The sequence below is a fragment of the Virgibacillus senegalensis genome (assembly GCF_000821245.2).
GTDB classification, from domain to species: domain Bacteria; phylum Bacillota; class Bacilli; order Bacillales; family Amphibacillaceae; genus Sediminibacillus; species Sediminibacillus senegalensis.
The window spans coordinates 1,202,669-1,229,173 of sequence record NZ_LN611425.1 but is presented as its reverse complement, the minus strand read 5'-3'; the positions used below and the strand labels follow the sequence as shown (position 1 = coordinate 1,229,173).

25 protein-coding genes and 2 riboswitches are annotated in these 26,505 nt (G+C 41.7%); of the genes, 20 read left to right on the top strand and 5 right to left on the bottom strand.

All coding sequences use genetic code 11. The annotated features are described in order from the left end of the window. The first annotated feature begins 172 nt into the window (after positions 1–172). Positions 173–273, top strand: a riboswitch (TPP riboswitch). A gap of 70 nt (positions 274–343) precedes the next feature. The 4 genes from thiT (at position 344) to BN1067_RS20445 (ending at position 3,852) form a co-directional block, all read left to right on the top strand. Next, the gene (thiT, locus tag BN1067_RS16920; protein WP_053220070.1) at positions 344–949 is read left to right on the top strand and encodes an energy-coupled thiamine transporter ThiT; all 606 of its coding nucleotides are present in this window, start codon (positions 344–346) and stop codon (positions 947–949) included. Positions 950–989: 40 nt separating this feature from the next. Next, positions 990–2,204, top strand: a complete 1,215-nt coding sequence (locus BN1067_RS16915; protein ID WP_053220000.1) for an EAL domain-containing protein — start codon at positions 990–992, stop codon at positions 2,202–2,204. 302 nt (positions 2,205–2,506) lie between these two features. Then, on the top strand, positions 2,507–3,664 hold the full coding sequence (locus BN1067_RS16910) for an endo-1,4-beta-xylanase (RefSeq protein WP_053219999.1): 1,158 nt from the start codon (positions 2,507–2,509) through the stop codon (positions 3,662–3,664). A gap of 65 nt (positions 3,665–3,729) precedes the next feature. Beyond that, positions 3,730–3,852: a hypothetical protein gene (locus BN1067_RS20445; protein WP_267893614.1), complete on the top strand. Its 123-nt coding sequence runs from the start codon at positions 3,730–3,732 to the stop codon at positions 3,850–3,852. A gap of 73 nt (positions 3,853–3,925) precedes the next feature. Here the strand turns inward: BN1067_RS20445 and BN1067_RS16905 are convergent, their stop codons facing one another. Beyond that, a complete protein-coding gene (locus BN1067_RS16905) occupies positions 3,926–5,482 on the bottom strand; it encodes an ABC-F family ATP-binding cassette domain-containing protein (protein ID WP_053219998.1) in 1,557 nt (518 codons plus the stop codon). Positions 5,483–5,642: 160 nt separating this feature from the next. Between BN1067_RS16905 and BN1067_RS16900 the strand changes: the two genes are divergently transcribed. The 3 genes from BN1067_RS16900 to BN1067_RS16890 all read left to right on the top strand — a co-directional run bounded on the left by BN1067_RS16900 (position 5,643) and on the right by BN1067_RS16890 (position 9,700). Beyond that, positions 5,643–8,819: a DEAD/DEAH box helicase gene (locus BN1067_RS16900; RefSeq protein ID WP_053219997.1), complete on the top strand. Its 3,177-nt coding sequence runs from the start codon at positions 5,643–5,645 to the stop codon at positions 8,817–8,819. 128 nt (positions 8,820–8,947) lie between these two features. Beyond that, on the top strand, positions 8,948–9,142 hold the full coding sequence (locus BN1067_RS16895; RefSeq protein WP_053219996.1) for a DUF2197 domain-containing protein: 195 nt from the start codon (positions 8,948–8,950) through the stop codon (positions 9,140–9,142). A 30-nt stretch (positions 9,143–9,172) separates the two neighbouring features. Then, positions 9,173–9,700, top strand: coding sequence for a GrpB family protein (locus BN1067_RS16890; protein WP_053219995.1), 528 nt, complete (start codon positions 9,173–9,175; stop codon positions 9,698–9,700). A 7-nt stretch (positions 9,701–9,707) separates the two neighbouring features. On the opposite strand, the gene BN1067_RS16885 is transcribed toward BN1067_RS16890, so the two are convergent. Beyond that, positions 9,708–10,091, bottom strand: a complete 384-nt coding sequence (locus BN1067_RS16885; protein WP_053219994.1) for an SET domain-containing protein — start codon at positions 10,089–10,091, stop codon at positions 9,708–9,710. Between the two features lie 190 nt (positions 10,092–10,281). Here BN1067_RS16885 and BN1067_RS16880 point away from each other — a divergent pair, with 190 nt between their 5' ends. From BN1067_RS16880 to BN1067_RS16870, 3 genes are all read left to right on the top strand, one after another. Next, positions 10,282–10,683, top strand: a complete 402-nt coding sequence (locus BN1067_RS16880) for a hypothetical protein (protein WP_053219993.1) — start codon at positions 10,282–10,284, stop codon at positions 10,681–10,683. A 153-nt stretch (positions 10,684–10,836) separates the two neighbouring features. Then, a riboswitch (SAM riboswitch) is annotated at positions 10,837–10,933 on the top strand. Between the two features lie 90 nt (positions 10,934–11,023). Then, a complete protein-coding gene (locus BN1067_RS16875) occupies positions 11,024–11,776 on the top strand; it encodes an SDR family NAD(P)-dependent oxidoreductase (protein WP_053219992.1) in 753 nt (250 codons plus the stop codon). Further along, entirely contained in the window at positions 11,772–13,136 is a 1,365-nt protein-coding gene (locus BN1067_RS16870; RefSeq protein ID WP_267893621.1) for a Na+/H+ antiporter NhaC family protein, read from the top strand. Before BN1067_RS16875 ends, BN1067_RS16870 begins: the two co-directional genes overlap by 5 nt. Positions 13,137–13,742: 606 nt before the next feature. On the opposite strand, the gene BN1067_RS16865 is transcribed toward BN1067_RS16870, so the two are convergent. Next, positions 13,743–14,642, bottom strand: a complete 900-nt coding sequence (locus BN1067_RS16865; protein ID WP_053219990.1) for a LysR family transcriptional regulator — start codon at positions 14,640–14,642, stop codon at positions 13,743–13,745. Between the two features lie 114 nt (positions 14,643–14,756). Between BN1067_RS16865 and BN1067_RS16860 the strand changes: the two genes are divergently transcribed. From BN1067_RS16860 to BN1067_RS16845, 4 genes are all read left to right on the top strand, one after another. After that, on the top strand, positions 14,757–15,776 hold the full coding sequence (locus BN1067_RS16860; RefSeq protein ID WP_053219989.1) for a YeiH family protein: 1,020 nt from the start codon (positions 14,757–14,759) through the stop codon (positions 15,774–15,776). 68 nt (positions 15,777–15,844) lie between these two features. Beyond that, the gene (gene nagZ / locus BN1067_RS16855) at positions 15,845–17,224 is read left to right on the top strand and encodes a beta-N-acetylhexosaminidase (protein ID WP_053219988.1); all 1,380 of its coding nucleotides are present in this window, start codon (positions 15,845–15,847) and stop codon (positions 17,222–17,224) included. Between the two features lie 164 nt (positions 17,225–17,388). Further along, entirely contained in the window at positions 17,389–17,478 is a 90-nt protein-coding gene (locus tag BN1067_RS16850; RefSeq protein ID WP_234400749.1) for a putative holin-like toxin, read from the top strand. A 336-nt stretch (positions 17,479–17,814) separates the two neighbouring features. Continuing rightward, positions 17,815–17,904, top strand: a complete 90-nt coding sequence (locus BN1067_RS16845; protein ID WP_234400748.1) for a putative holin-like toxin — start codon at positions 17,815–17,817, stop codon at positions 17,902–17,904. Positions 17,905–18,087: 183 nt separating this feature from the next. On the opposite strand, the gene BN1067_RS16840 is transcribed toward BN1067_RS16845, so the two are convergent. Then, complete coding sequence (locus BN1067_RS16840) at positions 18,088–18,960, bottom strand: NAD(P)-dependent oxidoreductase (protein WP_053219987.1); 873 nt, start codon at positions 18,958–18,960, stop codon at positions 18,088–18,090. 89 nt (positions 18,961–19,049) lie between these two features. After that, positions 19,050–20,018, bottom strand: coding sequence for a LacI family DNA-binding transcriptional regulator (locus tag BN1067_RS16835; RefSeq protein WP_053219986.1), 969 nt, complete (start codon positions 20,016–20,018; stop codon positions 19,050–19,052). A gap of 459 nt (positions 20,019–20,477) precedes the next feature. On the opposite strand from BN1067_RS16835, the gene BN1067_RS16830 reads away from it, so the two are divergent. The 6 genes from BN1067_RS16830 (at position 20,478) to BN1067_RS16805 (ending at position 26,464) form a co-directional block, all read left to right on the top strand. Next, positions 20,478–21,254, top strand: coding sequence for a MurR/RpiR family transcriptional regulator (locus BN1067_RS16830; protein WP_053219985.1), 777 nt, complete (start codon positions 20,478–20,480; stop codon positions 21,252–21,254). Between the two features lie 203 nt (positions 21,255–21,457). Next, positions 21,458–22,396 carry a 1-phosphofructokinase gene (pfkB, locus tag BN1067_RS16825; RefSeq protein ID WP_053219984.1) on the top strand — a complete coding sequence of 313 codons (939 nt, stop codon included), beginning with the start codon at positions 21,458–21,460 and terminating at the stop codon, positions 22,394–22,396. Continuing rightward, a complete protein-coding gene (locus tag BN1067_RS16820) occupies positions 22,389–23,837 on the top strand; it encodes a PTS fructose transporter subunit IIC (RefSeq protein ID WP_053219983.1) in 1,449 nt (482 codons plus the stop codon). Before pfkB ends, BN1067_RS16820 begins: the two co-directional genes overlap by 8 nt. Beyond that, positions 23,812–24,276: a PTS sugar transporter subunit IIA gene (locus tag BN1067_RS16815; RefSeq protein ID WP_053219982.1), complete on the top strand. Its 465-nt coding sequence runs from the start codon at positions 23,812–23,814 to the stop codon at positions 24,274–24,276. Before BN1067_RS16820 ends, BN1067_RS16815 begins: the two co-directional genes overlap by 26 nt. Positions 24,277–24,295: 19 nt before the next feature. Continuing rightward, positions 24,296–25,201 carry a class II fructose-bisphosphate aldolase gene (locus BN1067_RS16810; protein ID WP_053219981.1) on the top strand — a complete coding sequence of 302 codons (906 nt, stop codon included), beginning with the start codon at positions 24,296–24,298 and terminating at the stop codon, positions 25,199–25,201. Between the two features lie 330 nt (positions 25,202–25,531). Beyond that, positions 25,532–26,464: an aldo/keto reductase gene (locus BN1067_RS16805; RefSeq protein WP_053219980.1), complete on the top strand. Its 933-nt coding sequence runs from the start codon at positions 25,532–25,534 to the stop codon at positions 26,462–26,464. Positions 26,465–26,505: the final 41 nt, after the last annotated feature.

Sequence of the window (26,505 nt, the reverse complement as noted above, 5' to 3'; positions counted from 1 at the left end):
TTCCCTTTCTAAACTGTTTCTATTTTAACAAGGTAACAAAGTGATTTTATCAAACATTTTCAGTATTTGTTGAATAAAGCGATATAAAGTAGTCAATCAATGCATGCATTCTTCTACCAACCAGAACCAGAATCGGTTATAATAAATATAACGTAACACAAAATTACATAAGCGAAACCACAAGGGGAGCTTTAAGCTGAGAGTGAACAATGTCGTTCTGACCCTTAGAACCTGTTAGTTAATGCTAGCGCAGGGATGTGGAAGATGGTGGATCGGGTTCTTGCTGTCTGTATACATGTTCTCCCTTGGTGTTTCGTTTGGAAAAGGGGAGTTTTTTTATATGTTGAAGAAGTTAGGACTAGTGGCACTAATCGAAGCATCATTTTTTGCGGCATTGGCATTCATTTTTGATTTATTGCCTTCCATCAGATTATCGCCATCGATTTCCATCTCGTTTGCCATGGTGCCGATTTTTCTTCTGGCATTTCGCTGGGGATTCAAAGTCAGTGCGTTAGCGGGCTTTATTTGGGGACTGTTGCAAGTGGCGCTTGGCGATGCTGCAGGCTCCATCCTTACCCCATTACAAGGCTTTATCGAGTATTTTGTAGCTTTTGCATTTACCGGTTTTGCCGGATTTTTTTACAAGCCTGTTCAGGCTGCGTTTCGCAAAGGGAAAAAAACATCGGCATTATTTCTGGTGATTATGGCGGTGTTTGTCGGCAGTGTCGCCCGTTACTTTTGGCATTTCATAGCCGGCTTTATATTTTGGGGTGAATATGCACCCGAGGGGATGAATCCTGTCTGGTTTTCCCTTGTTGCCAATGGAGTGACAGCATTAGGTGCAGCTGTTTTGTGTTCGATTTTGCTCGTATTGGTATTAAGTAGTGCACCAGCCTTAATCCTGCGAAAAACAACTGCTCCAGTACCTTCCTCCAAACAGGCTTCCTAAGCAAAAAGGATTGGAATAGTAAGGGAAGGTAGGGAAACGTATGGATCCATTGGATATTTTGGACAATTTAGACGATATAAAACCTGTTTATCAGCCGATTGTCAGTGCAATCCGCCATACCGTAGTAGGGTATGAAGTTTTAGGCAGATGCAGGAATGAAGATGAGTGGGAGAGCCTGGGGCCATTTTTTCATGATCAAGATGTGCCGGAAGAGTTTAAAGTGGAGGTCGATCAACACCTGCTGCATATTGCTCTTACTGAGATGCTTGAGGCCGGAATAGACGGCTATTTATTCATTAACAGGAATGCCAAGCAACTGATGATTAATGACGGTGAAGATTTATTGCAATTGCTGCTCGATTTTGAAGAAAAAGGGTTTGCAATGAACCGGATTGTCATCGAAGTGACGGAGCATGATTTTGATGAGGCGTTTGAAAATTTGAACCATCTGTTGCTTTACTATAAAACGTTCGGAATCCAAATTGCCGTCGATCATGTGGGAGCGAAAAGTTCCAATATCGATCGAATTCGTCAATTAGAACCACATATTTTAAAAATAGACACGAATATCATCCGCCGGCAAAAAGCAGATGGGTTCCAGGATATTATGCATTCCTTGTCCATGCTGGCTCGTAGGATTGGTGCGGCTTTACTGTTTGAAAACATCGAAGATAATTTCCAGTTGCATTTTGCCTGGAAGCATGGCGGCCGTTTCTATCAAGGCTACTATTTGGCGAAACCAGGATTTGCTTTGGACGGCCAATCTGTACTAGCTGTCAATGTGACGGATAAAATCTCCGAATACATCCAGCGAGAAAAACAACTAGTAGAACAACGCTTGCACCACGTTTTAAATTGGGAGCAAAAGGTGAAAAATTTGCTTCCGTTTTGGGAAGGCACCAAAAAGGCCGATTCCTTTATCGAGGGATTGACAAACGATTTTGAAGAAGAGAGCTTTCGGATGTTTATATGTGACAGCGATGGTCACCAGATATCCTCTAACTTTCGAAAAAGAGAGGGACAATGGGAAATAGAGCCAGATAAAAAAGGGTCAAACTGGGCATTCCGACCTTACTTTCTGGAAAACACGATGCAAATGAAGACATGGAGCAGAGGCATACTTTCCGAAATCTATTCCGATATCGAAACGAGGGAAATGATTAGGACATTCAGTTTCCCGCTGACAGAGGAATACTTTTTGTTTATCGATATTCGTTATGCCTTTATTTTTGAGAACGAATCGTTGCTCATCTGATTGATAAGCATAGAACATCTAAAGCTAAAAGCAGACTGGCATATCCAGTCTGCTTTTTTATGGTGGAAATGATAGTTCTTTAGGAGGCGAATGAGGAGAGAGTGGTTAGGTCCATTTATTTATTTTCAGAAAAAGTTTGTTCGTTTAATTGATAAACAAAGTAATCAATTTTATAATGAAAGGGCTTACAAAAAAATGAGGTGGAATGTTTTTAAAATCATTCTTCTCTGAAGTTTAAAAAAGGGGGGCTGGAAAAAAACTTTTGACAACATTTTAACTTAGTAAAAAGGAGGAATGGATCATTGTTCAAAGCCCTAAGAAAACCCATTATAACAATTTTTGCATTCGCTTTGCTGATTCCTATGGGTGCCAATACAGTGGGGGCGGCACAAACGAGTGATGTCGATGCGCTAGTGGTACCATCTATTCAAAAAAGGTATCAAGATTCGTTTGCTATCGGAGCTGCCGTGGAGCCATACCAATTAGAAGGCACGCAGGGAGAAATACTGAAACACCACTATAACAGTATTGTTGCAGAAAATGTCATGAAACCCGTCAATATTCACCCGGAAGAAAAGCGATATGAGTTCGAAGAAGCAGACAAAATTGTCCAGTTTGCTAGGGAAAATAACATGGAGATCCGTTTTCATAATCTTGTTTGGCATAGCCAGGTACCAGAGTGGTTTTTCCTCGATAAACAAGGGAATAAAATGGTGGACGAAACCGATCCTCAACAAAGGGAGAAAAATAAGCAGTTATTACTGAAACGATTGGAGAAACATATTAAGACTATCGTTAAACGATACAAAGACGACGTAGATTCTTGGGATGTAGTCAATGAGGTCATCGATGAATATTCTTCTAATGAACAAGGATTGCGCGAATCACCGTGGTATCAAATCACCGGTACGGACTACATCAAAACAGCTTTTGAAACAACCAGGAAATATGCTGGGGAAGATGCAAAACTTTATATCAATGACTACAATACAGAAGTAGAACCGAAGCGCACATATTTGTACAATCTTGTTGTTGACTTGTTGGATCAAGGGGTTCCGATAGACGGAGTGGGACATCAATCCCATATTCAATTGGCGTGGCCATCCCTTCAAGAGATAGAGGATTCCATCAATATGTTCGCTGATTTAGGACTTGATAACCAAATTACCGAACTCGATGTCAGTATTTACGGTTGGCCGCCTACACCTGCATACGCAACATACAATGCTATTCCAGACAGTGTTTTCTATACACAGGCACAGCGCTATGATGATTTATTTGCCTTATATGAGAAGCTGGACGATAAAATCAGCAACGTCACCTTTTGGGGCATTGCTGATGACCATACCTGGCTGGACGATAGGGCCGAGGAGTACAATGATGGCGTTGGAAAAGACGCGCCGTTTGTTTTCGATACGGAGTACAACGTGAAACCTGCATATTGGTCGATTATGGATTGACCAAAGAGGACTGTCAAATAGGCAGTCCTCTTTAGTCTGAAAGCAATAAGAGGAGTTCCGGGGCAATGAAAACGATCCGTTTCGTTGAGGAACTAGTGCTTGTACACTTGACCGATTACACCTTTCAATTGATAAACACCCAAGTCTGCATTAGCCATGATAACTGTCCGGTTACCAGGAAGGGATAAGCGATGAGTCCGATTCGAAAGTAAGAAAATGAAAAAGACTCCCCTTATCGGACTAGGGAAGTCTTTTTGTCTGTTAAAACACTTTCGTCGTCCAATCTTCGCAATTCCATTTATCCGTGACAATTCCCTCGTAAAACTCCGGCTCGTGAGAAATCAGCAATACACTCCCTTTGTATTCGGAAAGGGCACGCTTCAATTCTGCTTTTGCATCAGGATCCAAATGATTGGTCGGCTCATCCAAAACGAGCAGATTAGTTGGTTTGCTAAGCAATTTGCATAGTCGGACTTTCGCTTTTTCTCCGCCGCTTAACACTTGTACCTTGCTTTCAATATGCTTTCTTGTCAACCCGCATTTCGCCAAAGCGGAACGGACTTCCTGTTGGGTGAAATGCGGAAACTCATTCCATATTTCTTCAATACACGTATTTTGTGATTCTTTCTTCAACTCTTGTTCAAAATAGCCGATATGAAGATGTTCCCCTAACTGGACAGAACCGGAAACAGCAGGGATTTCACCGAGAATGCTGCGCAGCAATGTTGTTTTTCCGATGCCATTCGCACCATACAACGCTATCTTTTCTCCTCGTTCCATCGAAAGATTCAATGGACGGGATAAAGGTTCGTCATATCCTATAACCAGTTCATTTGTTTCAACCAAATATTTCCCTGGAGTTCTAGCTGTTTGGAATTGAAAGGTAGGCTTCGGTTTTTCTGCATCCAGCTCGATGACATCCATTTTATCCAGCTTTTTCTGGCGGGACATAGCCATTTTACTCGTTGCCGCATTTGCTTTGTTGCGGGCGACAAAATCTTTTAAATCGGCAATTTCCTTCTGTTGTTTCTTGTACGCAGCTTTCAATTGCTGCTTTTTCATCTCATATACTCGGAGAAATTCATTGTAATCCCCTGGATAGCGGGTTATTTGCTGATTTTCCATGTGATAAATGACATTTACGACGCTATTCAAAAAAGGAATGTCATGAGAAATCAAAATGAAAGCATGATCGTATTCCAATAGATACGTTTTCAGCCATTCGATATGCTCGACATCCAAGTAGTTGGTTGGTTCGTCGAGCAGGAGGATATCCGGTTTTTCCAGCAGCAGTTTTGCCAGTAATACTTTAGTCCGCTGGCCGCCGCTTAAATCGTGCACATCCCGATCGAGACCATAATCATCCAGCCCAAGTCCGTTTGCTACTTCTTCCACTTTGGCATCGATCGTATAGAAGTCATTATTGGTAAGGGCATCTTGAATCTGTCCCGTTTCCTCCATGATTTTATCGAGTTCTTCGGGTTCCGCTTCTCCCATTTTTGCATATAGAACATTCATCTCTTCTTCCATGTCGTATAAATATTGAAAAGCAGTCCGTAAAACATCCCGAATCGACATTCCCTTTTTCAAATCGGCATGCTGGTCAAGATATCCGACACGGGATCGCTTGGACCAGGTTACAGTTCCAGCATCCGGTTCAAGTTTTCCAGTAATAATATTCATAAAAGTTGATTTTCCTTCGCCATTTGCGCCGATCAACCCGATGTGTTCTCCTTGCAGCAGGCGGAAAGAAACATCGTCGAAAATCGCCCGGTCTCCAAATCCGTGGCTCAGGTTAGTTACCGTCAATATACTCATTGTAAACACCTTTTCTTGTTGATATCATCCTATCTATTATAAAGGGGATTGGCTAAAAGCGATAGGGGGAGAATAGATTGGTAAATGCCAGCTGGTACAAAATGCATGATATAATGAAATAAATCATTCAAACAACCACCGATATATAGGAGCGGCTCTTATGAAAGTACCCATAAACAAGAAAATGATTAAAGAAAGATGTGGATCGGTTTCCTTTAAAAGTGGTGAAGCTTTTTATCGAAATAACAAAGTAAAGCTGACTACGTATGAACAGAGGTTCTGTGAAGGTGTCGTTGCTGGAAAGGAAGACTTCCTCGTCTCGATCGAATTGGAGGAAAATGGAGAAGTACGATCATCTTGCAGTTGTCCTTCCTTGTCGGGATTTTCGAAAGACTGCCAGCATATTGCGGCAGTACTGTTGTTGATTGAAAAACAACAACATGATGATTTCCGTTCCGACATGAAGGAAAAGGAGTTAGCAAATAATCTGGTTTCCCTTTTTCAACAGCCAAAAATGCGCCCAGGAAAACAACAATCCCACTTTGAAAATCGGCAGCTGCTTGATGTTCTGTTTACGTGTAAACTAATCGATTGTCCAGGTATCGGGGAATGTTTTGCTTTAGGATTAGAAGTCGAAACCATACAGGTGAACGATATCCGGGAATTTCTAGACAATCTGCAGGAAGGGAAACCCGCTTACATATCCCCGTCATTAACGGTTGATTTGCTAGCCCATTGTTTCTCCAATGAAGCAGATGAAGTGCTTCGCCTGTTAGCGGGCTTAAACAAGGATAATAGGCAAACTTTCGAGAATACAGACAAGGAATTATTGCCGATTTCATCTTCTTCGTGGGAGAAGCTCTGTTCGTTGCTGGCCAATATAAAACAGGTAAAGCTTGAATACCATGGTCAACGTTATGAACGTTTTGACGTCTCGGAGGAAAAATTGCCCTTGCGCTTTGCATTGCTTGAAACAGACAATCAGGCAGGCTCGCTTCATGTTGAGGGGTTGGAAAAAATCGTTTTGGTGGAAGCCTTCCAAACCGCATTGGCCGAAGGGAAGCTGATAAAGCTGGATCCTTACGATTGCAAACGGCTAGCCGAACTGAAGCGGATGTTGGAGCCCCTCGGTACGAAGCAGATTCCGATTGAACATGGGCAACTCCCCATTTTTCTGGAAAAAGTCGTTCCAGGTTTGAAAAATCTCGGAAAGGTTTCTCTAGCCGGAGGGAGGCATCTCAGTCTGTCTAATAAGCCGCTTGTCGCAAAGCTATTTTTAGACAGGGTCAACAGCCGCCTGCTTGCTGGGCTGGAATTTCATTATGGCAATGTAGTCATTAACCCAATTGAAGAACGGGAGCTTCCATTGCATTCACTTATTATTCGTGAGTATGAAAAAGAGAAAGAGATTCTGCAATGGATGGAGAAAAGTCTGTTCACCAAAACAGACAGTGGTTATTACTTGTACAACGAAGAGTTGGAATATGATTTCCTCCACCATATACTGCCCAAATTGCAAAAGCTGGTCCGGGTCTACACCACGACAGCGGTTCGCGTTCGTGTGAAAAAAGATCCTGTTTTTCCGAGAATAAGAGTGAAACTGCATAAAGACCGAATTAACTGGCTTGAATACAAGTTTGAAATGACGGGGATTGCAGATGATGAGGTTCGGGAATTGCTGCACGTTTTAGAAGAGAAAAGGAAGTATTACCGGCTGCGGAATGGCTCGCTGCTTTCCCTTGAAACAAAAGAGTTCCAAGAAATTAGCCGGTTTCTCGACGGCCTTCCAAATGGAGAGGGAAACATAGAAAGTGGCTTGAAGATTCCGTTCGAACAAAGCCTTCAACTGCTTGACCAAGTTGACAGCAACCCGCTACTAGAGGTGGATGAATCATTTCGGGAGTTTTTAACCAGCATACAACATCCAAATTTGACAGCATTCAAGCTGCCCGGCGATATGGCAATAATACTGCGCAAGTATCAGATTCTCGGTTTTCAGTGGTTGAAGACACTTGCAAGCTTCGGCTTTGGAGGCATTCTTGCCGATGATATGGGACTCGGAAAGACTGTCCAGGCAATCACTTTTATAAAGTCGGAGTTAAAGCAAATCAGGGAAAAGCAACAGCCAGCTTTCATTGTTTGTCCTTCGTCTGTTACTTATAATTGGCTGAACGAATTGGACAAATTTGCAACCGAATTGAAGGTGAAAGTCATTGATGGAGATAAAGCGAAGCGGAACGAAATCTGGAAACATGCGAAGGGACAGGATGTCCTCGTTATTTCCTATCCGCTTTTGCGAAGAGATATCACGACCATCGAAAAGATAGACTTCCACACTGTTTTCTATGATGAAGCACAGGCATTCAAAAATCCGGTTACCCAAACGGCACGTGCTGCCAAAAAAGTGCAAGCCGCCCACAGATTCGCGCTGACAGGCACGCCGGTAGAAAATAATTTGGAAGAGTTATGGTCCATTTTTCACGTCGTGTTTCCTGGTTTATTCCAAGGACTTAGAGAGTTTAGTTTTTTGTCAAAGGATGCAGTCGCCAAAAGGGCGAAACCATTTATTTTAAGAAGGATAAAATCCGAAGTGCTTACCGATCTTCCGGAAAAACGCCAGAGCATGGTGACACTGGAACTGCTTCCTGAACAGAAAAAACTTTATACAGCTTATCTGGCCAAATTGCGCCATGACACGCTGAAACATTTAGACAAGGAGACCTTTCATAAAAATAAAATCAGGGTATTGGCCGGTTTGACGAGGCTGCGGCAAATATGCTGTCATCCGGGCTTGTTTGTTGATGGGTACAAAGGAAGTTCATCCAAGTTCCAGCAACTGTTGGAGCTGTTAAAAGAGGCCAAGCTTGCCGGGAGAAGGGTGCTGATTTTTTCCCAATTCACGAAAATGCTCAGTTTGATCAGCAGAGAGCTTACCAATAGAGGGTGGACTTTTTTCTATTTAGACGGCAAGACTCCGGGAGAAGAGCGCGTCGATATGGGCGAACGGTTCAATCAAGGGGAGTGTGATTTCTTTCTGATCTCCATGAAAGCAGGCGGGACGGGCCTTAATTTAACGGGTGCAGATACCGTAATCCTGTATGATAGCTGGTGGAATCCTGCTGTAGAGGAGCAAGCAGCCGATCGTGCTTACCGTATCGGACAACTGCGAAATGTGGAAGTAATCAAACTGATTGCCCGGGGAACAATTGAAGAGAAAATGAATGAGCTTCAGGAAAAAAAGCGGAATCTTATAGGCGAGGTCCTGCCCTCAGAAGGTAACGATGGCACGGTGTTAACAGAAGCAGATATCAGAGAATTGTTAACAATAAATCAATGACTTCAAAAAGTTGCGGCTGGCGTTTGTCAGCTGCTTTTTTTGATATAGTATTACCATTACTACAGGAAAAAGTTGTTGGAATGACGAATAGTGAGGAGTGAATAGGTATAGAGAAAGGAGGGATTTCGATGAAAGTAGCCTGCTATTTCTGTAAAAAGGAATTCACCATTGATTTTTCGGACTCCCAGTACTTGAAAATCAAAAAGAATCCAGAGGCACGCTATGTATGTAAATCGTGTAACCGGTCTATGCAGCAGGAAGCCCAGCAAACGACTGGATTGCATCCTGATACGATTGATAAATATGATAAATTTTTCAGATAAGCATATTAAAGCAATGGGGTGGAGGAAGGTATGCGACAAGTACAAGTAGTACCATACAAAGATCAATGGCCGAATTTGTTTTTAGAAGAGGCGGTAAGAATCCGAGAAGTATTCGGAGAAGAGGTAATCGACATACATCATATCGGTAGTACTGCTGTTCCGGGATTAGCAGCAAAGCCGATCATCGATATCATGCCGGTAGTCCGGGATATTATGCAGGTGGACCAATATGATCGACAGATGGCGGCTATCGGATATGAGGGAAAAGGAGAATTCGGCATTCCAGGACGGCGATATTTTCGCAAAGGCGGCGACAACCGCAGTCACCATGTCCATGTCTTTCAACAAGGAGATAAAGGGGTGACCCGGCATCTGGCATTTCGTGATTATTTACGGTCACACCCGGATATTGCCCGGAAATACGGTGCCAAAAAACGAGAACTGGCCGGGCAATTTCCGACAGATATGGAAGCCTATATAAATGGAAAAAGTCAGCTTGTCCAAGAGATTGAACAAATGGCGCTGGCTTGGCATCAAAACATTCGATTACAGTCTTAATGGGTTCTTATTCGTTCTCCATATTAAACCAAAGTGGATCATTATTATCGACATCGCCATTATAGTTAATGAAAATTTCTTCGCCGGCTTTTATATCCTTATAAGCAAAGTAGTCGAAAGTATGTTTTGAGAAATTGATATCGTAATCTGCATTTGGCTGATAGGAATGGTTGAATAACATGCCATACCCCAAAACGACTGCCGTGTGATTTTTTCCATATTCAAATACGTAATCATCTAGGACTGTTTGTTCAATATATTGATGCTGGTCATTCGGATACGGAATGACAGGTGCTTCGTGGATGATTTCACCTTTTGATATATCACGGGTGGCAAACACTCCCCGGTTAAACTCTCCGTCACTGATTTGGGACGTTTTGATTTCGATCATGAATTCCCCTCCAGAAAAAATATTATCTATCAACAATGCCACCAATTGCCGTGTAATGCAACCTTTTATCTCTATTCTTTCTGACAAGCGTCTTTTTAAAAAGGCTGTTTTTTTCAAAGACTGTTGTTTTAAGCGTATTTATAACATACCAAGTTTCTGGAAAAATAATTCTGTGAAATGGGGACACCAAATGGATAAATCTTTATTTAATAAAGGAACTTTTCTATTGATTTTAGTTGTTTTACTTGTAGGGGTGGCTGGATGTGAAAATCCTCAAGAAAATAAACAATCAGAAGTAATAGGTAATCCTACGCCAGAGGATTTTCTTGAAGATGGAAATACAGATATTTTCGTTTTGGGTGGCATTGTCTATTCAAATGTAGAACACGTTGACTGGGTTAAAGAATTAGACTATATAATAGCCGAAGAATTTGGAGAAATTACAAAACAAACTGAGAAAGCAGAAGATTTTAGTAACGGAACTTCTAACATACTCCCCATTGGAACAAGAATATATGAAACAGATACACAAATATATATTGCCAGTGTAAATGATAGGAAAATTCCTTATCTAAAAATGGTTGAAGGATAATAGATAAATACCCGAGCTCATAATACGAAAACTGTATTATAAAAAAGGCCGGCGATTAAAAGAGAAGAGGAGTCGTAAGCAAAAGCATTTTCCATCAATTCACACTTGACAACTAGGAATAGTTGCAATTATGATGTGTATTACAATTGTATAATCTTATCAAGAGAAGTTTAGGGAACTGGCCCGATGATACTTCAGCAACCTCTGCTGCGCAGAAAGGTGCTACTTCCAGCAGGTTGAGAGATAAGAGTTAGCGTAAACCTTCCATCTTACTCGGAGGGTTTTTTTCATGCGGCAAACATTGGGGCAAAAGATGCCTGCTGCTTAAGGAGGAATAAAAATGGGGAATCTGGCAGGGAAAATAGCAATAGTGACAGGCGGAGCCAGAGGAATCGGCAAGGCAATCGTGAAAAAACTGGAAGAAGAAAAGGCCACGGTTATAGTCGTGGATAAAGGGTTTGAGTCTGATCAACTCGGTCAAAAACAATTTGCGATAGATGTTACCAATGGTAAGGCGGTAGAGCAGTTTTTTGAAACAGTGGCTGACCGCTTTGGAACGATCGATATCCTCGTCAATAATGCCGGAATCTCCACTATGGCAGAAGTGGTGGAAATGCAGGAACAGGAATGGGATACCGTCATGGACGTCAATGCGAAAGGTGTTTTTCTAGTCAGTAAATTTGCCGCCAGACAAATGAAAAAAGCTGGGAAGGGTGGGAAGATTATTAATATATCCTCCCAGGCAGGAAAAAATGGTTATAAATACATGGGGAGCTATGTCGCCTCCAAGCATGCTGTGTTAGGGCTGACAAAGGTGATGGCACTAGAGTTGGCGGCCGATCGTATTCTCGTCAATGCTGTTTGCCCTGGTATTATTGAAACAGAGATGAAGCAGACAGAACGAATTTGGGGAGGAGAATTGCGTGGTATGGATGCTGCTGCTATCGAAGCAGAAGATTACTCCCAGGTGCCATTGGGAAGAACAGGCTCACCTGAAGACGTAGCGGATTCCGTATTATTCCTGGCTTCGAAAAGTGCAGATTATATTACTGGAGAGAGCATTAATGTCACCGGTGGGATGACCATGAATTAAAGACCCAAACGATAGAGGAAGAGAAAGGGATGAAAAAATGAGCAAAGAAAAAATTGAGGGAAACCCGTTTGCGCTGCTACCATTTGTCGTTTTCGTATTATTATTTCTTGGTACGGCAGCAATAACCAAAGATTTCGGCAGCATGCCGGTGGTAGTGGCCATTTTGATTGCTGGCTTGTTTTCATTGGCAATGAATCGAAAGGAAAGCTTTACAAAAAAAGTAGAAATATTTTGTAGGGGTGGAGGCGACCATAATATTATTTTGATGGCACTCATATTTATTTTGGCAGGCGCCTTCGCAGCTGTGGCTGAAGCTACAGGCGGTGTGGACTCGATTGTCAATTTGGGCACATCGATTTTACCGTCGAATTTACTGATGGTCGGGTTATTTGTAGTCAGTTGTTTTATTTCAATTTCGATGGGAACTTCAACAGGAACGACTGTAGCCATTGTGCCTATTGCAGTAGGGGTAGCGCAGCAAACGGGAGCCGAAACAGCTTTGGCAGTGGGAGCTGTAATCAGTGGTGCCATGTTCGGTGATAATTTATCGATGATTTCCGACACGACCATTGCTGCAGTAAGAACCCAGGGTACGAGCATGAAGGATAAATTCAAATCAAATTTCTTTATTGTTCTGCCTGCAGCTATTTTGACTGCGTTGATTTTGGCGTTTATCCCGGTAGGTGAAGCCTCTGTCAATTCGGATCAAAGCTATCAACTAATCACTATACTGCCATACCTGGCTGTTCTCGTCATCGCGTTGCTGGGGGTCAATGTCTTGTTTGTCTTGGTAGGAGGGATTGTTTTCTCTGCAATAGTCGGTCTGGCTAATGGTTCGTTTGATTTCTTTGGTTTGCTAGGTGTTATGGGAGAAGGCATACAAGGAATGGAAAATCTGGCGATTATCGCCATTCTGATAAGTGGCATGGTGGAAATTATTAAGCATAATGGCGGTATTGCGTTCTTGCTTAATTTTATCGTCAGTAAAATCAAAACCAGAAGAGGAGCGGCATTCGGTATTGCTGGTCTGGTAAGTACCGTCGATGTTTCGACGGGCAACAATACCGTTTCCATCTTGATGGCTGGACCACTGGCCAAAGACATTTCGACCAAGTATGGAATAGAACCGAAACGTTCTGCATCTATACTCGACTTATTTTCCTGCTGTTTTCAAGGTTTAATTCCTTATGGCGGACAAATGCTTGCGGCTGCCGGACTTGCTTCGATTTCTTCGGTATCCATTGTGCCATTCGCGTTTTATCCGATACTGATAGGAATCAGCGGTGTCGTCGCTATTTTGGTTTTATACCGAAAAACGTCCGATTCTGATAAATTTGGTATAAACCAACAGGTACAATGAATTAAGCCCTTTTAGCTCAAAAAAGAGCCTGGGCCAAAATATCGTGACCAATATATAAACCGGACGATTCCTATTCGTTCGGTTTATTTAATTAAAAAAAGAAATCCGTTCTAGCATTCACTTTTAAAACGAGAAACGCTGCACTCCGGCAAGGTACTTCGCTTGCCGCGGGATTTTTTTGCGGTTATGGGTAGAAAGCGAAGCTACATGGAAACCAGAAGTACTTTATCCTTTTTATCCTATTGGTCCGCATCCTCCAATTTCTGAAGAATAAAGGCGCGCTCATATGTTGATTTTTCGTCTTCATCACGTTTAGACACCTATCAGACAATAGAAGAAAAGAATACGTTTCTATTCATCTTGTCTTGCTATGCGGAAATGAGACCAGACCATGAAAACGTAGCGAACGCAAGATACAGAGACTCCAAGGGGAACTGCACGAACTGAAAATCCCGCAAGTAAGCTTTTGCTTACGGAGGAATTGAAGCCTTGCCCGTGGAAAGTGTAGTATCTTGCTGTAGTGATACGAAACTCATATTAAATTTTGTCTCAGCCCCTTTTTTCTATTTTACACGGCCACATTATGTAATTTCCTCATGAACTTAATCAAATCAAATTTTCCTGTTCAAAGCGTTGCAATAACTTGTTCCGAAACATTTGCACATTTTGCTTTTGCAGCATAATCGGGGAGTAAATACAGGATAATGTACGTTTAAAAGGATGACCATCCAGTTTAATAATGGAAAGATTTTGCTCTTTTATGTCTCTGTCAATCACACTCGCGGAAAGTAATGAGAGGCCGGTGCCTTCAATAATAAATTCCTTGATTCCTTGGCTGCTGCTGATACTATGCTTGGCCTTTACCTTTATTCCGAGCGAGCGCAGGACATGATCCATGTAGGCTCTGGTACCTGAACCTATTTCTCGTGTTATCCAAATCTGATTCTGCAAATCATGGATGGTTACTTTATCTTTCCTGGCCAACGGATGGTCCGTACCTGCTACAATGCATAATCGATCCTCTTTAAATGGCTCGACGGTAAGTTCCTTTTCATTTGTTTGTCCTTCAATCAATCCTACATCTACCTTCAAATCCCGAACGGACTTTACGATTTCTTCGGTGTTTCCGATCGTTATCTGTAATTCCAGGTTTGGAAATTGTTTTTGCAAGTCAACTAGCAATCCAGGTAAAATGTATTCTCCAATCGTAAAACTTGCCCCTACCTTTAACTCCCCTTGGATGGCATGGTGGTGCGCCAGAATGTCTTGTTTCGTCTGCTCGTAAATTTGGACAATTTGACGTGCCCGATGATAAAGGAGATCACCAGTTGGTGTAATGTGGAATTGTTTAGGTGTTCGAACAAATAATTCTGTTTGAAATTCCTTTTCCAGGTTTTTGATATGCAAGCTGACGCTGGGCTGTGAAATATGCAATTTTTCGGCTGTCTTTGTGAAATTCTTCGTTTCCGCAACAGTTATAAATGTCCTCAGGGCATCGTAGTACATGGCTGTCTCCTTATAATTAGTTTTATTAATAGTTAGGATTATAAATATATATTTTACTAATGATTGTGCTTTTTTTAAAGTGGGGATAGTAATTGATTAAAGGAAGTGGCAAGCATGATTGAAAACAAGAAAAAACGCATGATCGGATATTGGAAAGGTTTTTTAGCGGGATTAGGTATAACTTTATTGATTGCTCTTCTTGCTAATTATGTCGCAAGATTTCCGTTCTTGTCGATAATGGGCCAGCTAGTATTGGCAATTCTTATAGGAATCGTTTGGCGGGCGACGATAGGACTGCCGGCATCAGCGATGGTTGGTGTATCATTTTCCAGCAAAAAACTACTTCGTGCGGGAATTATCTTGTTGGGGATGCGACTTGATTTACTCGATATTTACAACGCTGGGTTAGGTGTTTTTTCTATCGCTGTTATCCATGTTGTGTTCACCTTGCTTGTCGTCTATTGGTTGACCCGACTGCTTGGTGTAGAAAAAAAGCTGGGAATCCTTACGGCTTGTGGAACAGCTATTTGCGGAGCAGCTGCAGTAATTGCCATCGCCCCACAAATTAGGGCAAAGGATAGCCATACGGCCATCAGTGCGGCTACAGTAGCAGTGCTGGGCACTATTTTTACCTTTGTTTACACGTTTTCCTATCCAATTTTACAATTAAATATAAGCCAATATGGTGTATTTGCCGGAGGGACGTTGCATGAAGTCGCACACGTAGTAGCCGCAGCTGCGGTCGGAGGCGATCAGGCAGTAGACATAGCGGTAGTTACGAAATTGACAAGGGTATTAATGCTTGTGCCGGTAGCTTTATTTCTCGGTGTAAAATTTTCAAAAGAAAAAAATGAACCTGGCAAATCGGCGTTTTCTTTTTCCATTGTGCCGTGGTTTATCCTTGGTTTCCTGGCAATGAGTGGCATTAAAACTCTTGGCATCGTTTCGCCGGCTGTTGCAGATTCGCTCGTTTCATTAGCTTATTTACTGATTGGAATGGCAATGGCTGGTGTCGGTTTAAACGTCGATTTCAAAACTTTCCGGACTACAGGAACAAGATCGTTTACAGCAGGATTAATTGGATCGATTGCATTGGCTCTATTAGGATATTTGTTGGTTGTTTGGACAATTTGACGGCTCTTATTCGCATGAAGGGATTGATTGGAGGTAAACTACCGTAAGATTATACGGAGGTTAAAGAAGTGAAGCACAAAAAATATTGGACGTTATTGGCCGCCGCGTTCGTAATAGTGTTTGTATTTAACATTCAGAATGGTGAGAAAGCCAACTCCATTGAAGAGCAAGTTTCTCCATTCCCTTCACCCTCACCAGAAGTGCCAAATAGAAAGCAACAGTACTTTCAAGATCATTCGCATAAACGGCCATTTAAAATGGAGATTAAGCCGAAACCGTATCCAGACCCGCAACAAGGCTTGTTTGACACGGGTCAAGACAGTACACAACTACACCAAAAGCCGGTATCCTCTTTGCTGGAACAGATGAGCTTGCAAGAAAAAATTGGGCAAATGGTGATGGCTGGTGTAGCTGGTTTAAAGATGGAGGAGCAAGAAAAAAGGTTAATTGAAGATTATCATATCGGCGGATTCATCTTTTACGCCAAAAATTTGGAAACACCCGATCAAATAAGCGGGCTACTAAATAAATTGAAGGCGGAAAACAGACAAAATAAACTGCCGCTTTTGTTGAGCGTTGATCAGGAAGGGGGGCGGATTTCCCGACTTCCTGGAAACATTTCGAAACTTCCCACAAACGCTCTGATTGGAAAATGGAACGAGCCGGATTTTTCTTTTCAAGTAGGACAACTGCTAGGAACCGGACTCACAACATTTGGCTTCAACATGAACTTCGCCCCTGTTTTGGACGTAAACAGTAATCCGGACAACCCGGTAATCGGAGATCGATCGTTTGGCAGCAATCCTGAAATCGTCAGTGAACTGGGCATCCAAACTATGAAGGGAATCCAGTCAAAACAAGTCATCCCAGTGATAAAGCATTTTCCGGGACATGGTGACACTTCTGTTGACTCGCATTATCAATTGCCGGTAGTCGATAAGTCGTTGAGTCAATTGGAAAAGATAGAATTAATCCCCTTCAGGAAGGCGATGGAACAAGGGGCTGAAGCAATTATGATTGCACATATTCTCCTCCCGAATTTAGATGAAACGCATCCAGCTTCCTTGTCAAAGGAGATCATTTCGAATCTGCTCCGAAAACGGTTGAACTTTGAAGGAGTAGTGATGACCGATGACATGACCATGGCAGCAATTACAGACAACTATGATATCGGTAGGGCGGCTGTTGATTCCGTATTAGCTGGTAGTGATATTATTCTGGTGGCGCACGATTATCAAAAAATCACACATGTTATCAAAGAGATCAGCAAGGCGGTGGAGAAGGGGGTTCTGTCCGAGGGGCGTATCAACGAAAGTGTGGAAAGAATCATTCGGATGAAGCAACAGTATCAATTGGAAGATAAACACGTGAAAAATGCAGGTATCACCGAATTGAACCAATCTGTCGACAACTTGTTGAAAAAATGGAACAAAGAAGGTGTCCGTTAAGGCGAATCTTTTCTATTCTAGCAACTATGATTTAGGCATAGAAAGGACAAGAAATAATCCTTATGTCCGTACGTTGTACCATTGCAGCGTGCTATAATAAAAGTAGATAACGTTCTTTTAGGGTGGGTCGGCTAGCCCCGTGGAAGGGGGTGATGCTTGTGAGCATGTATCAAGTATTAATGGTGCTGATTGGTTTTGGCTCCTTTTTGATTGCATTGCTCGCCTTGATCATTACGATGATCAATAAAAAATAGACCTCCCTATTTCCCTTTAACCGATTAGGAGAGGTCTATCTCTTGTGATAGCCGATCCCTCTGGGGGAACCGCTTATCTGCCAGACCACAGTGCCTGCTGTGGTCTGTTTTGATTTTATAATGGAATTTGCTGAAATATCCACTTTATGCATGCACTTCTACTCATATTATAACCCAGTGGCACAAAAAAAGAAAAGTAATCCATACAGGCGGAAGGAAAAAATGGGCCCTTGCGTTTATTCGGTTGCAGGCCTGTCTATGCTATAATGAATAACAGATAATGTTCTTTTAGGGTGGGTCGGCTAGCCCCGTGAAAGGGGGTGATGCCTTTTGAGCATGTATGAAAGCTTTATGGTACTCTTTGGTTTTGGTACCTTCTTGATTGCACTGCTCGGTTTGATCATTTCGTTGATCAATAAAAAATAGACCTCCCTATTTGCCCGTTAAGTAACTAGGAGAGGCCTATCACACGTTGATAGCCGATCCCTCTGGGGGAACCGCTTATCTGCCAGACCACAGTGCCCGCTGTGGTCTGTTTAGTTTTATTCCATTTCTGCTTTTATTATACCCGATTTTACTACCATTGAAAAGCGGTGGAAAAGCTGTTTGTCAATCGGCCCCCTCACTAGCTAGTAATTGATAAACAGCTGCGAAATCTTTTTTGCTGAGCCCGTTTTGCTTGGCAAATGCATAAAGTTCTTTGGCGCCATGGGTTACTGGCAACGGAGCCCCGGTCTTGTAAGCTGTTTCCGCTATTTGCTGCAGGTCTTTGTGTGCATGCTCCAGAGGAAATTGAGCTTCAAACGTACTGTTCTCTATCATCATTTCGCGTTTTCCTTTTAAAACAGGCGCAGTGACAGGGAGGGTCAACAAGACATCGATCAGCTGTTTCCGGTCGAGACCGAGTGACTCCCCAAATGTGACTGCTTCTGCGAACGTCGCCATCGAAGTAACCAGGGATAAATTAACCGCCAGTTTTGTTGCAATTCCATTTCCGTGGCTCCCCATATATTGAATCGACTTTCCCATTATATCTAAGTATGATTTCACTTCTTTTACATCTTGCTCATTTCCGCCAACCAGAAAGTTCAAGAGTCCTTTCTCAGCCGGATCTTTTGAACCAGCAACAGGGGCATCGATAAAACGGCAGCCTGCTGCTTCTGTTTTATTGGCCATGGCTTTACTGAATTCTGGATTGACGGTACTGCAGTCCACCCATATTTTGTTTTCAGACAGGCCTTTTAGAAGTCCGTCTTCTCCTAATGCAACAGATTCCACCGCACCTGGATTGGTAAGCATCGTAAAAACGATGTCAGCTTTTTCGGCAACTTCTTTTGGGGATGAGGCCCATTCCGCACCTTTGTCCAGTAAGGGCTGAGCCTTCGACTTCGTCCTGTTATGTACGGTAAGTTTTTCCCCTACAGCTAGTAAGTTAGATGCCATATTTTCTCCCATTATTCCTAATCCGATAAATCCAATCATCTTTATCATCCTTTCAAGCGATAGAGATTGTAACTTAAAATATACCCTAATAGGTGAGAAGGAAAACCGGCTTTCCTGAAAAAGGTCTTTTAAACCGTTTTACGCTCTATTAATTGAAAGGGAAGAGAGATTTTATTTTTTTTCGATTGGTCTGTTTTTTTAATGGATTGAACAGCTTTTCTTCCCATTTGTTTGATGGGGATGTCGATGGTAGAAAGATGCATCGCACGTGCAATCGGCTGATTGTCAAAACTTAATATGGCAATGTCCTCAGGAATCAGCATATCTGTCTCCTTTGCTGCAAAAACGAGACCGGCAGCTACTTGATCATTGGTCACAAGAAATGCAGTTGGCTTCTCGGTAAGCTTGTGCCAGCTTTCCATGACACGCATTCCATCCTCGATTGATAAACATTTATCAAAAACCCATTCCTCGCGAATCGGTTGATTGATTTTGGTCATCATTCTCCGATAAGCATTGCTGCGTTTATAACTATTGGTACCTTTTTTTCTGCCTAGCGTATAGGCTATTTTGGTATGCCCTTTGGCAATAAGATACTCCAGACCATGCTGGAAAGCCTGCTCATGCGGAATGCTGATCGAGGGAAGTTCTACTTGATCGGAGTCTTCACAAAGAACAATCGGGCCGTGCTGCTGGTACTCTTTTATTATGTCCAGGGAAGCGGCTCTTGAAGTAAAGATTAGCCCGTCAATCAGTCCACCGCGCAGCAGCTCTAGCGCTTCCAGTTCTTTATCGATTTCATAATCGGTTTGCATCAGGACTAACTGCAGGTTGTGCTTTATTCCTTCTTCTGCAATCCCCTCAACAATCTTACTAAAGTAAGGAATTTCGATGGAAGGCAGGACGACACCTAGTAAATTAGTTGTCCCCTTTGATAAATGGATAGCAGTAAGATTCCGGTGGTAATCAAGTTTTTCCATAGCTTGTTGGACAGCTATTCTTTTATCTTCCCGTACATAAGGGTGTTCATTCAACACCCTCGAGACAGTCGCTACTGAAACACCGGCAAGGCTGGCAATTTCACGAATGTTGGCCATGTGCATGTGTCTTCCTTTCACCAAAAAATTCTTTCTTGACCTGAAACGCGTTTCATACATTACTTTCTTGATAGTACAAAAGAAAGGGTGAAGGCATGATGATCAGCGGTTTGATCGTTCTGGTTTGTTTGTGTTTATGTGAAATTATCATAGCAAAACTGGTAGTGAAAGACAAAACCGTTTTCCTGATGGATTTTCAGACATTTTTTGATTGGCCGGACACGTATGGAAGGGGAGAAAATAATAAATCTAAACATAAGAAATATTATTAAAATGACTATTAAACACTTAGCCAAACCGTTCCCTTTGGCTAAGTGTTTTTTATAATAGAGAAAAAATAGAAATTATTTTCCCAACCCGATAAATTTTAAATAGGCCCATCCTAGTGCCAAAGGCTCAAAAAAATGAGATAATAAAAAAAATTCAGCAAAAAGGTAGTGGAGAAAGGTAGTTGGAGGAATGAACAATGTATTGTTTGATATACCTGCAGATGTTTATAAAACGCTAAGCGAATCAGAAAGGTATTTGCTTGAATACATTTATAATCACTTGGAAGAAATATCTACTATGTCGATTGTAAAATTGAGCGAAAATGCAAGCGTCTCTACAGCAACAATTGTCAGGCTCATGAAAAAGATAGGTTATGATGGCTATACATCATTTAAGTACAGCTTGAAAGAGAAAGTACAGCTTACCGATGAACACGATGAAATGGAAAATATTGATTCAAAGATTAAACAAGCGATCAAAAAGAACGAATTAGAAGTTGTTAAAACGATACAATTGCAAAGCATTGGTCAAATTGAAGATGCTGTGCAAAAAATTTATGATGCTGAAAAGATTTACATATTTGCTCGAGGTTTTTCAGAGATGATTGCTCATGAAATGACGATCAAGCTGCAGTTAATGGGAAAGAATTGCGAATTGCATGATGATCCTAATATCATACGTACAAAGTCCAGGGAGATAAAAAACCGCGAGTTGGCTGTATTTATTTCCCTAAATGGAGAAACAAGTGAACTAGTAGAGGCATGTAAAAACTTGAATATTCGCCAGATAACCACTATTACTTTAACCACAAGGGTGGAATCAAGTTTAGGAATAATGTCAGAAATGGCCTTTATTGGATACAAGGGGAGCCAATCATACTTTCCTGATTATGAAGTCCGTTCTCGTCTTCCGTTGAGTGTGTTGTCCAGAATATTACTCGATGCTTATGCGATAAGAATGCTCTGATTACAGGGCATTTTTTTAATTGAGGCACTTTTGGTTTAAATTGCCGTTAATTTTGTAACCCCGTAAAACAATCCTGTCCAGCGCGAGGGACGTTTTGTATTTTATTTTTCACTATAAGAAAACGTTTACAAAAGATGAAAACATTTTCGTTGAATTATATGTGACAATGTTGACAAAGGAATTTACAGAAGGAAGGTGCTCCCATGATTTACACCCTGACCCCGAATCCGGCTATTGATTTATATGTTGGATTGGAAGAACTGAAACCAGACCATGTAAATCGTACTTATGAGGAGGAATATCAACCAAACGGAAAAGCCATTAACATTTCAATCATGTTGAAAAAGCTGGGAATCGATAATACTGCTCTTGGATTTATTGCTGGTTTTACCGGCTGCTTTATTAAGGAGGAATTGAAAAAGTTAAAGATTTCCACTGAATTTGTTGAAGTAGATGGAATTACAAGAATCAACATTTTTGCCAATGCTGATAAAGAATACAAGATAGTCAACAGAGGTCCGGAAATACCGTTAGAGCGGCAGCAAGAAATGTTAGAAAAGGTTTCTATGATCCCTGAAAACAGTACGCTTTTCGTTTCTGGCAGTTTGCCAGGAGGAGTGGATGACGATTTTTATACAGAGATTGCAAAGATTTGTCAACAAAACGATATACAACTAATCTTGGATATCAGCTCGAGAGAAATGCTTAACTGTTTACCTTTTCAACCTTCTCTTATCAAACCAAATGATGAAGAGTTAGCAACTTTTTTTGGACTAACAAAAGAAAGCATGGATGAAGCTACGATAATTAATTGTTCCAGAAAACTATTGGATCAAGGGGCTCAACAGGTCCTTGTGTCCCGTGGAGCAGCTGGTTCGATCTATGTATCCCCTAGTTATGTTCTAAAAGCTTCTGCTCCTCGGGGAAAAGTGGTTAATACCGCCTGCTCAGGAGATACGCTGCTAGCGGTATTCCTCGCAAGATTAAAACAAGGTCTCCCGTTGGAGGAAGCTTTGCAACACGCCTCAGCTGCAGGATCTGCAACCGCATTTAGTAAAGGTCTTTGCAGCCTTACTGATATAGAGGAACTTTTACTAGAGGTAAAGATTAATCAAATTAAGGAGGAGTTTATTAATGGCTGAGATTAAAATTGTAGCAGCAACCGGTTGTCCGACAGGTATTGCGCATACTTTTATGGCGGAGGAAGCGTTAAAACAGGCAGCTGAAAAGCTAGGTGTGGAAATAAAGGTAGAGACACATGGTCAAGCCGGAATAGAGAATGGTTTAACAAATCAGGAAATAGCAGAAGCTGATGGCGTCATTATTGCAGCTGATAAAGATGTCCTTGCCAATCGTTTTCATGGCAAGCCAGTAGTGGAAGTTCCTGTCGCTAAAGGTATACACGAACCGGAAAAATTGATCCAGACAATTATTGATGGAAAAGCAACCGTTTACAAAGCAAAAAAAGACAACGAGCGGGAAGTGAATAGTGAGGCTGAAAGTCACCCACGTGGAAAAAAGGCAATATTACATTCAATTTATAAAGATTTGATGAATGGTGTTTCTTATATGTTGCCTTTCGTAGTCGGTGGTGGTGTGTTGATTGCTTTGTCGTTTTTATTCGGGATTCATTCAGCAGACCCTGAACACGAATCCTATAACTCTATTGCAGCCTTTTTAAATAGTACAGGAGGACTTGCTTTCCAACTTATGGTACCGATTCTGGCTGCATTCATCGCAGAATCAATTGCAAAACGGCCGGGTCTGGTTGTCGGATTTATCGGCGGTTTAATTGCAAGTAATGGAGGAGCAGGATTTCTTGGAGGAATTGTAGCAGGTTTTGCAGGTGGATATATCGTCTTATTGCTTGTCAAATTGTTTAGCCGTATGCCGAAATCGCTCAATGGATTAAAATCGATCTTTTTATACCCTTTAATCGGCATTTTGCTGATCGGAATTGTCATGACTTTATTAGTGGAACCAATGACAGCAATCAATGAAGGGATGAAAACCTTCTTATCCAATTTCCAGGATGCCAATCCAATTCTACTCGGTTTAATCGTCGGTGCTATGTCAGCGTTTGATATGGGCGGTCCGGTGAATAAAGCTGCATATGTAACAGGAACAGCGTTACTTGCTGAAGGAAACTTTTATTTTATGGCTGGTGTATCGGCAGCTTGTATTACTCCACCGCTCGTTATCGCATTCGCAACCGTATTTTTTAAAAAATACTTTAATCAAGCAGAACGTAATGCCGGCGGGGTCAATTTCATCCTTGGGGCAACCCATATAACAGAGGGCGCGATTCCATTTGCGGCCAAGAATCCAATTGTCGTTATTCCAATCTTGATGATAGGTTCTTCTGTATCAGCTATTTTGACTTATTTAATGGGAGTTCAGGTTCCTGCTCCGCATGGAGGTTTTTTGGTATTACCCGTGGTAACAGGGGCTGTCCAATGGGTAATCGCGATTCTAGCTGGTTCACTGACAGGAGCCTTCATATATGGTTTCTATAAAAAAAGTAGTCAGAAAGATGTAAAGAAGAGAGGTGAAGAGGATGACACTAACGAACAAATTGCTTAGTCCAAGTCAAATCTGCTTGAATCAATCTCTTACTTCTCAAGAGGAGGTATTTGAGTTAATTGGAAATCTGGCAGTTGATGCAGGGTTAGCTTCCTCTGCTGTGCAAGTGGCTGAAGGATTAAAACAGAGGGAGTTGGAAAGCACGACAGGATTTCAAGACGGTTTTGCTATTCCTCATACACAGAATCAAGCAATAAAATCAGCCGGAGTAGTCATTGTGAAAAATCAAAAAGGGATTGAATGGAACTCGCTTGATGATAAACCAGCACAATTTTTTATCGCCTTGTTAATTCCTAAAGAAGAAGCGGGAAATACACACATCCAGGCTTTAGCTTCCTTATCAAGAATGTTGATTCATAAGGAAAACAGAAAGGAACTCCTATATGCAGATAATGAGGACGCAATCTTATCAAAAATCGGAGAAGCGTTAGAACAATAAAACATCAGGAGGAGATTGTATGGGATTGATATCATCTACACGTATGTTAGAAAAAGCAAGAAGTGAAGGTTATGGAATTGTCGCTTTTAATGTACATTCACTGGATATGCTTTATGCAGTAGTGGAAGCTGCAGATGAATTGAAATCGCCGGTAATTCTGCAGACAACGGTAGGGTCTGTTAAATCGCTTGGTGCCGATAATATTGTAACTGCTGCCGAAAAAGCCTCGAACCAATTCAATGTGCCCGTGGCACTCCATCTCGATCACTGTACCGACTATTCGGTGCTCGTGAAATGTATACGGGCCGGATATACTTCTGTGATGATTGATGCTTCTATGCATCCATTTGAAGAGAATGTTAAAAGGACAAATGAGGTTATGGCAATTGCAAAGCATTTGGATATAAATGTCGAAGCGGAGTTGGGGAAAGTGGGTGGAGTCGAAGATGACATTGTTGTTTCTGAAGATGAAGCTCAAAAAGCAGTACCTGCAGAATGTGTAGAATTCATTGAAAGAACAGATGTACCGACACTGGCTCCGGCAATAGGAACCGCGCATGGCATTTATAAAGGGGATCCGGACATTGATTTCGATAGAATACATGCAATTGCTCAATTGGTGAATGTTCCATTGGTACTCCATGGCGGGTCTGCAATTCCTGATGAGGATGTAAAGCGGTGTATTTCATTAGGAATGGCAAAAATGAATGTGTCGACAGAATTAAAAAATGCCTATTCCGCAGCGATACGTGATCATTTTATAAAAACACCGGAAGCCTTGGATCCCCGTCAGTATTTAAGTAAAGCGAAACAAGCAGCAAAAGATTTGGTTCATTCCAAGATTTTGCTGGTTGGATGTGCGGGCAAAGCAGACGAGATACAGGAAAATGAGAGGAAGAAAAGTCATCTTGTGGTTGCCAATTAATAAAGGAACGGGCTGCTGAATACTAATCGGCAATCCGTCCTTTATTTTATCCGGACAATTCTAAGAAATAGACTTGTTCCTGTTGTTTTAATTTAAGAGTCGCTTTTACTCGACATATCTCACCAGTCGCCCATGGACAGTGTAGTAATTTCTCGAACGCATATTTACTTCCATTTTGACGTCCTTTTATTCTTGTTCAGAAGCATGTTTACCATTTTTATTTTTAAATGTATTCTATTTTAACACATCTGAAAGCCTAAGCTTTCTATTTCAAATTCCGTTTAAATTGTGTAATCATATAACGTAAACAAAGAGAGGAGTTGGGATCAAATGGCTGAAAAAACAAAATTAGGGAAGTCTGGATTGACGGTCAATCCCATCGGACTAGGTACAAACGCAGTCGGTGGACATAACCTTTATCCGAATTTGGATGAAGAAGCAGGAAAGGATTTAGTTCGGACGGCGATCAATAATGGAGTCAATTTTTTAGACACAGCGTTTATCTATGGCCCCGAACGGTCTGAGGAGCTGATAGGTGAGGTACTTCAGGAGACTGGTAAACGGAGTGATGTCGTCCTTGCTACAAAAGGGGCGCATAAGTTTGTCGGTGATGAAACAGTCATGGATAATTCTCCTGCATTTCTGAAAAAAGCATTGGAAGACAGCTTGAAAAGGCTGCAAACCGACTATATTGATTTGTTTTATATCCACTTCCCAGACGATAACACTCCAAAGGATGAAGCAGTCGGAGCACTGAAAGAATTAAAGGATGAAGGGAAAATCAAGGCAATTGGCGTATCCAACTTTTCGATTGATCAATTGAAAGAAGCCAATAAAGATGGTTATGTCGACGTTTATCAAGGCGAGTACAATTTGCTTCAGCGCGATGCAGAGAAAGAATTATTGCCATATACAAAGGAAAATAATATTTCGTTCATCCCGTATTTCCCGCTTGCCTCTGGCTTATTGGCCGGCAAATACACCGAACAAACGACCTTTAATGATTTGCGCAAAGAAATGCCGCATTTCCAAGGTGAAATTTACAAGAATAATTTAACGAAAGTTGATAAAGTTAGAAACATTGCAGAAGCGAAAGGTGCAGAGGTCGCTCATGTGGTACTTGCCTGGTATTTGACCCGTCCATCCATCGATGCCATTATTCCAGGTGCGAAACATTCTGAGCAAGTACTGAATAACCTGAAAACGTTGGATGTGAAGCTGACAGAAGAAGAGATAAAAGAAATCGATCGTATTTTTCGTTGATTTGGAAACGAGTGCTGATGCCTAATGGGGCAGCAGCACTC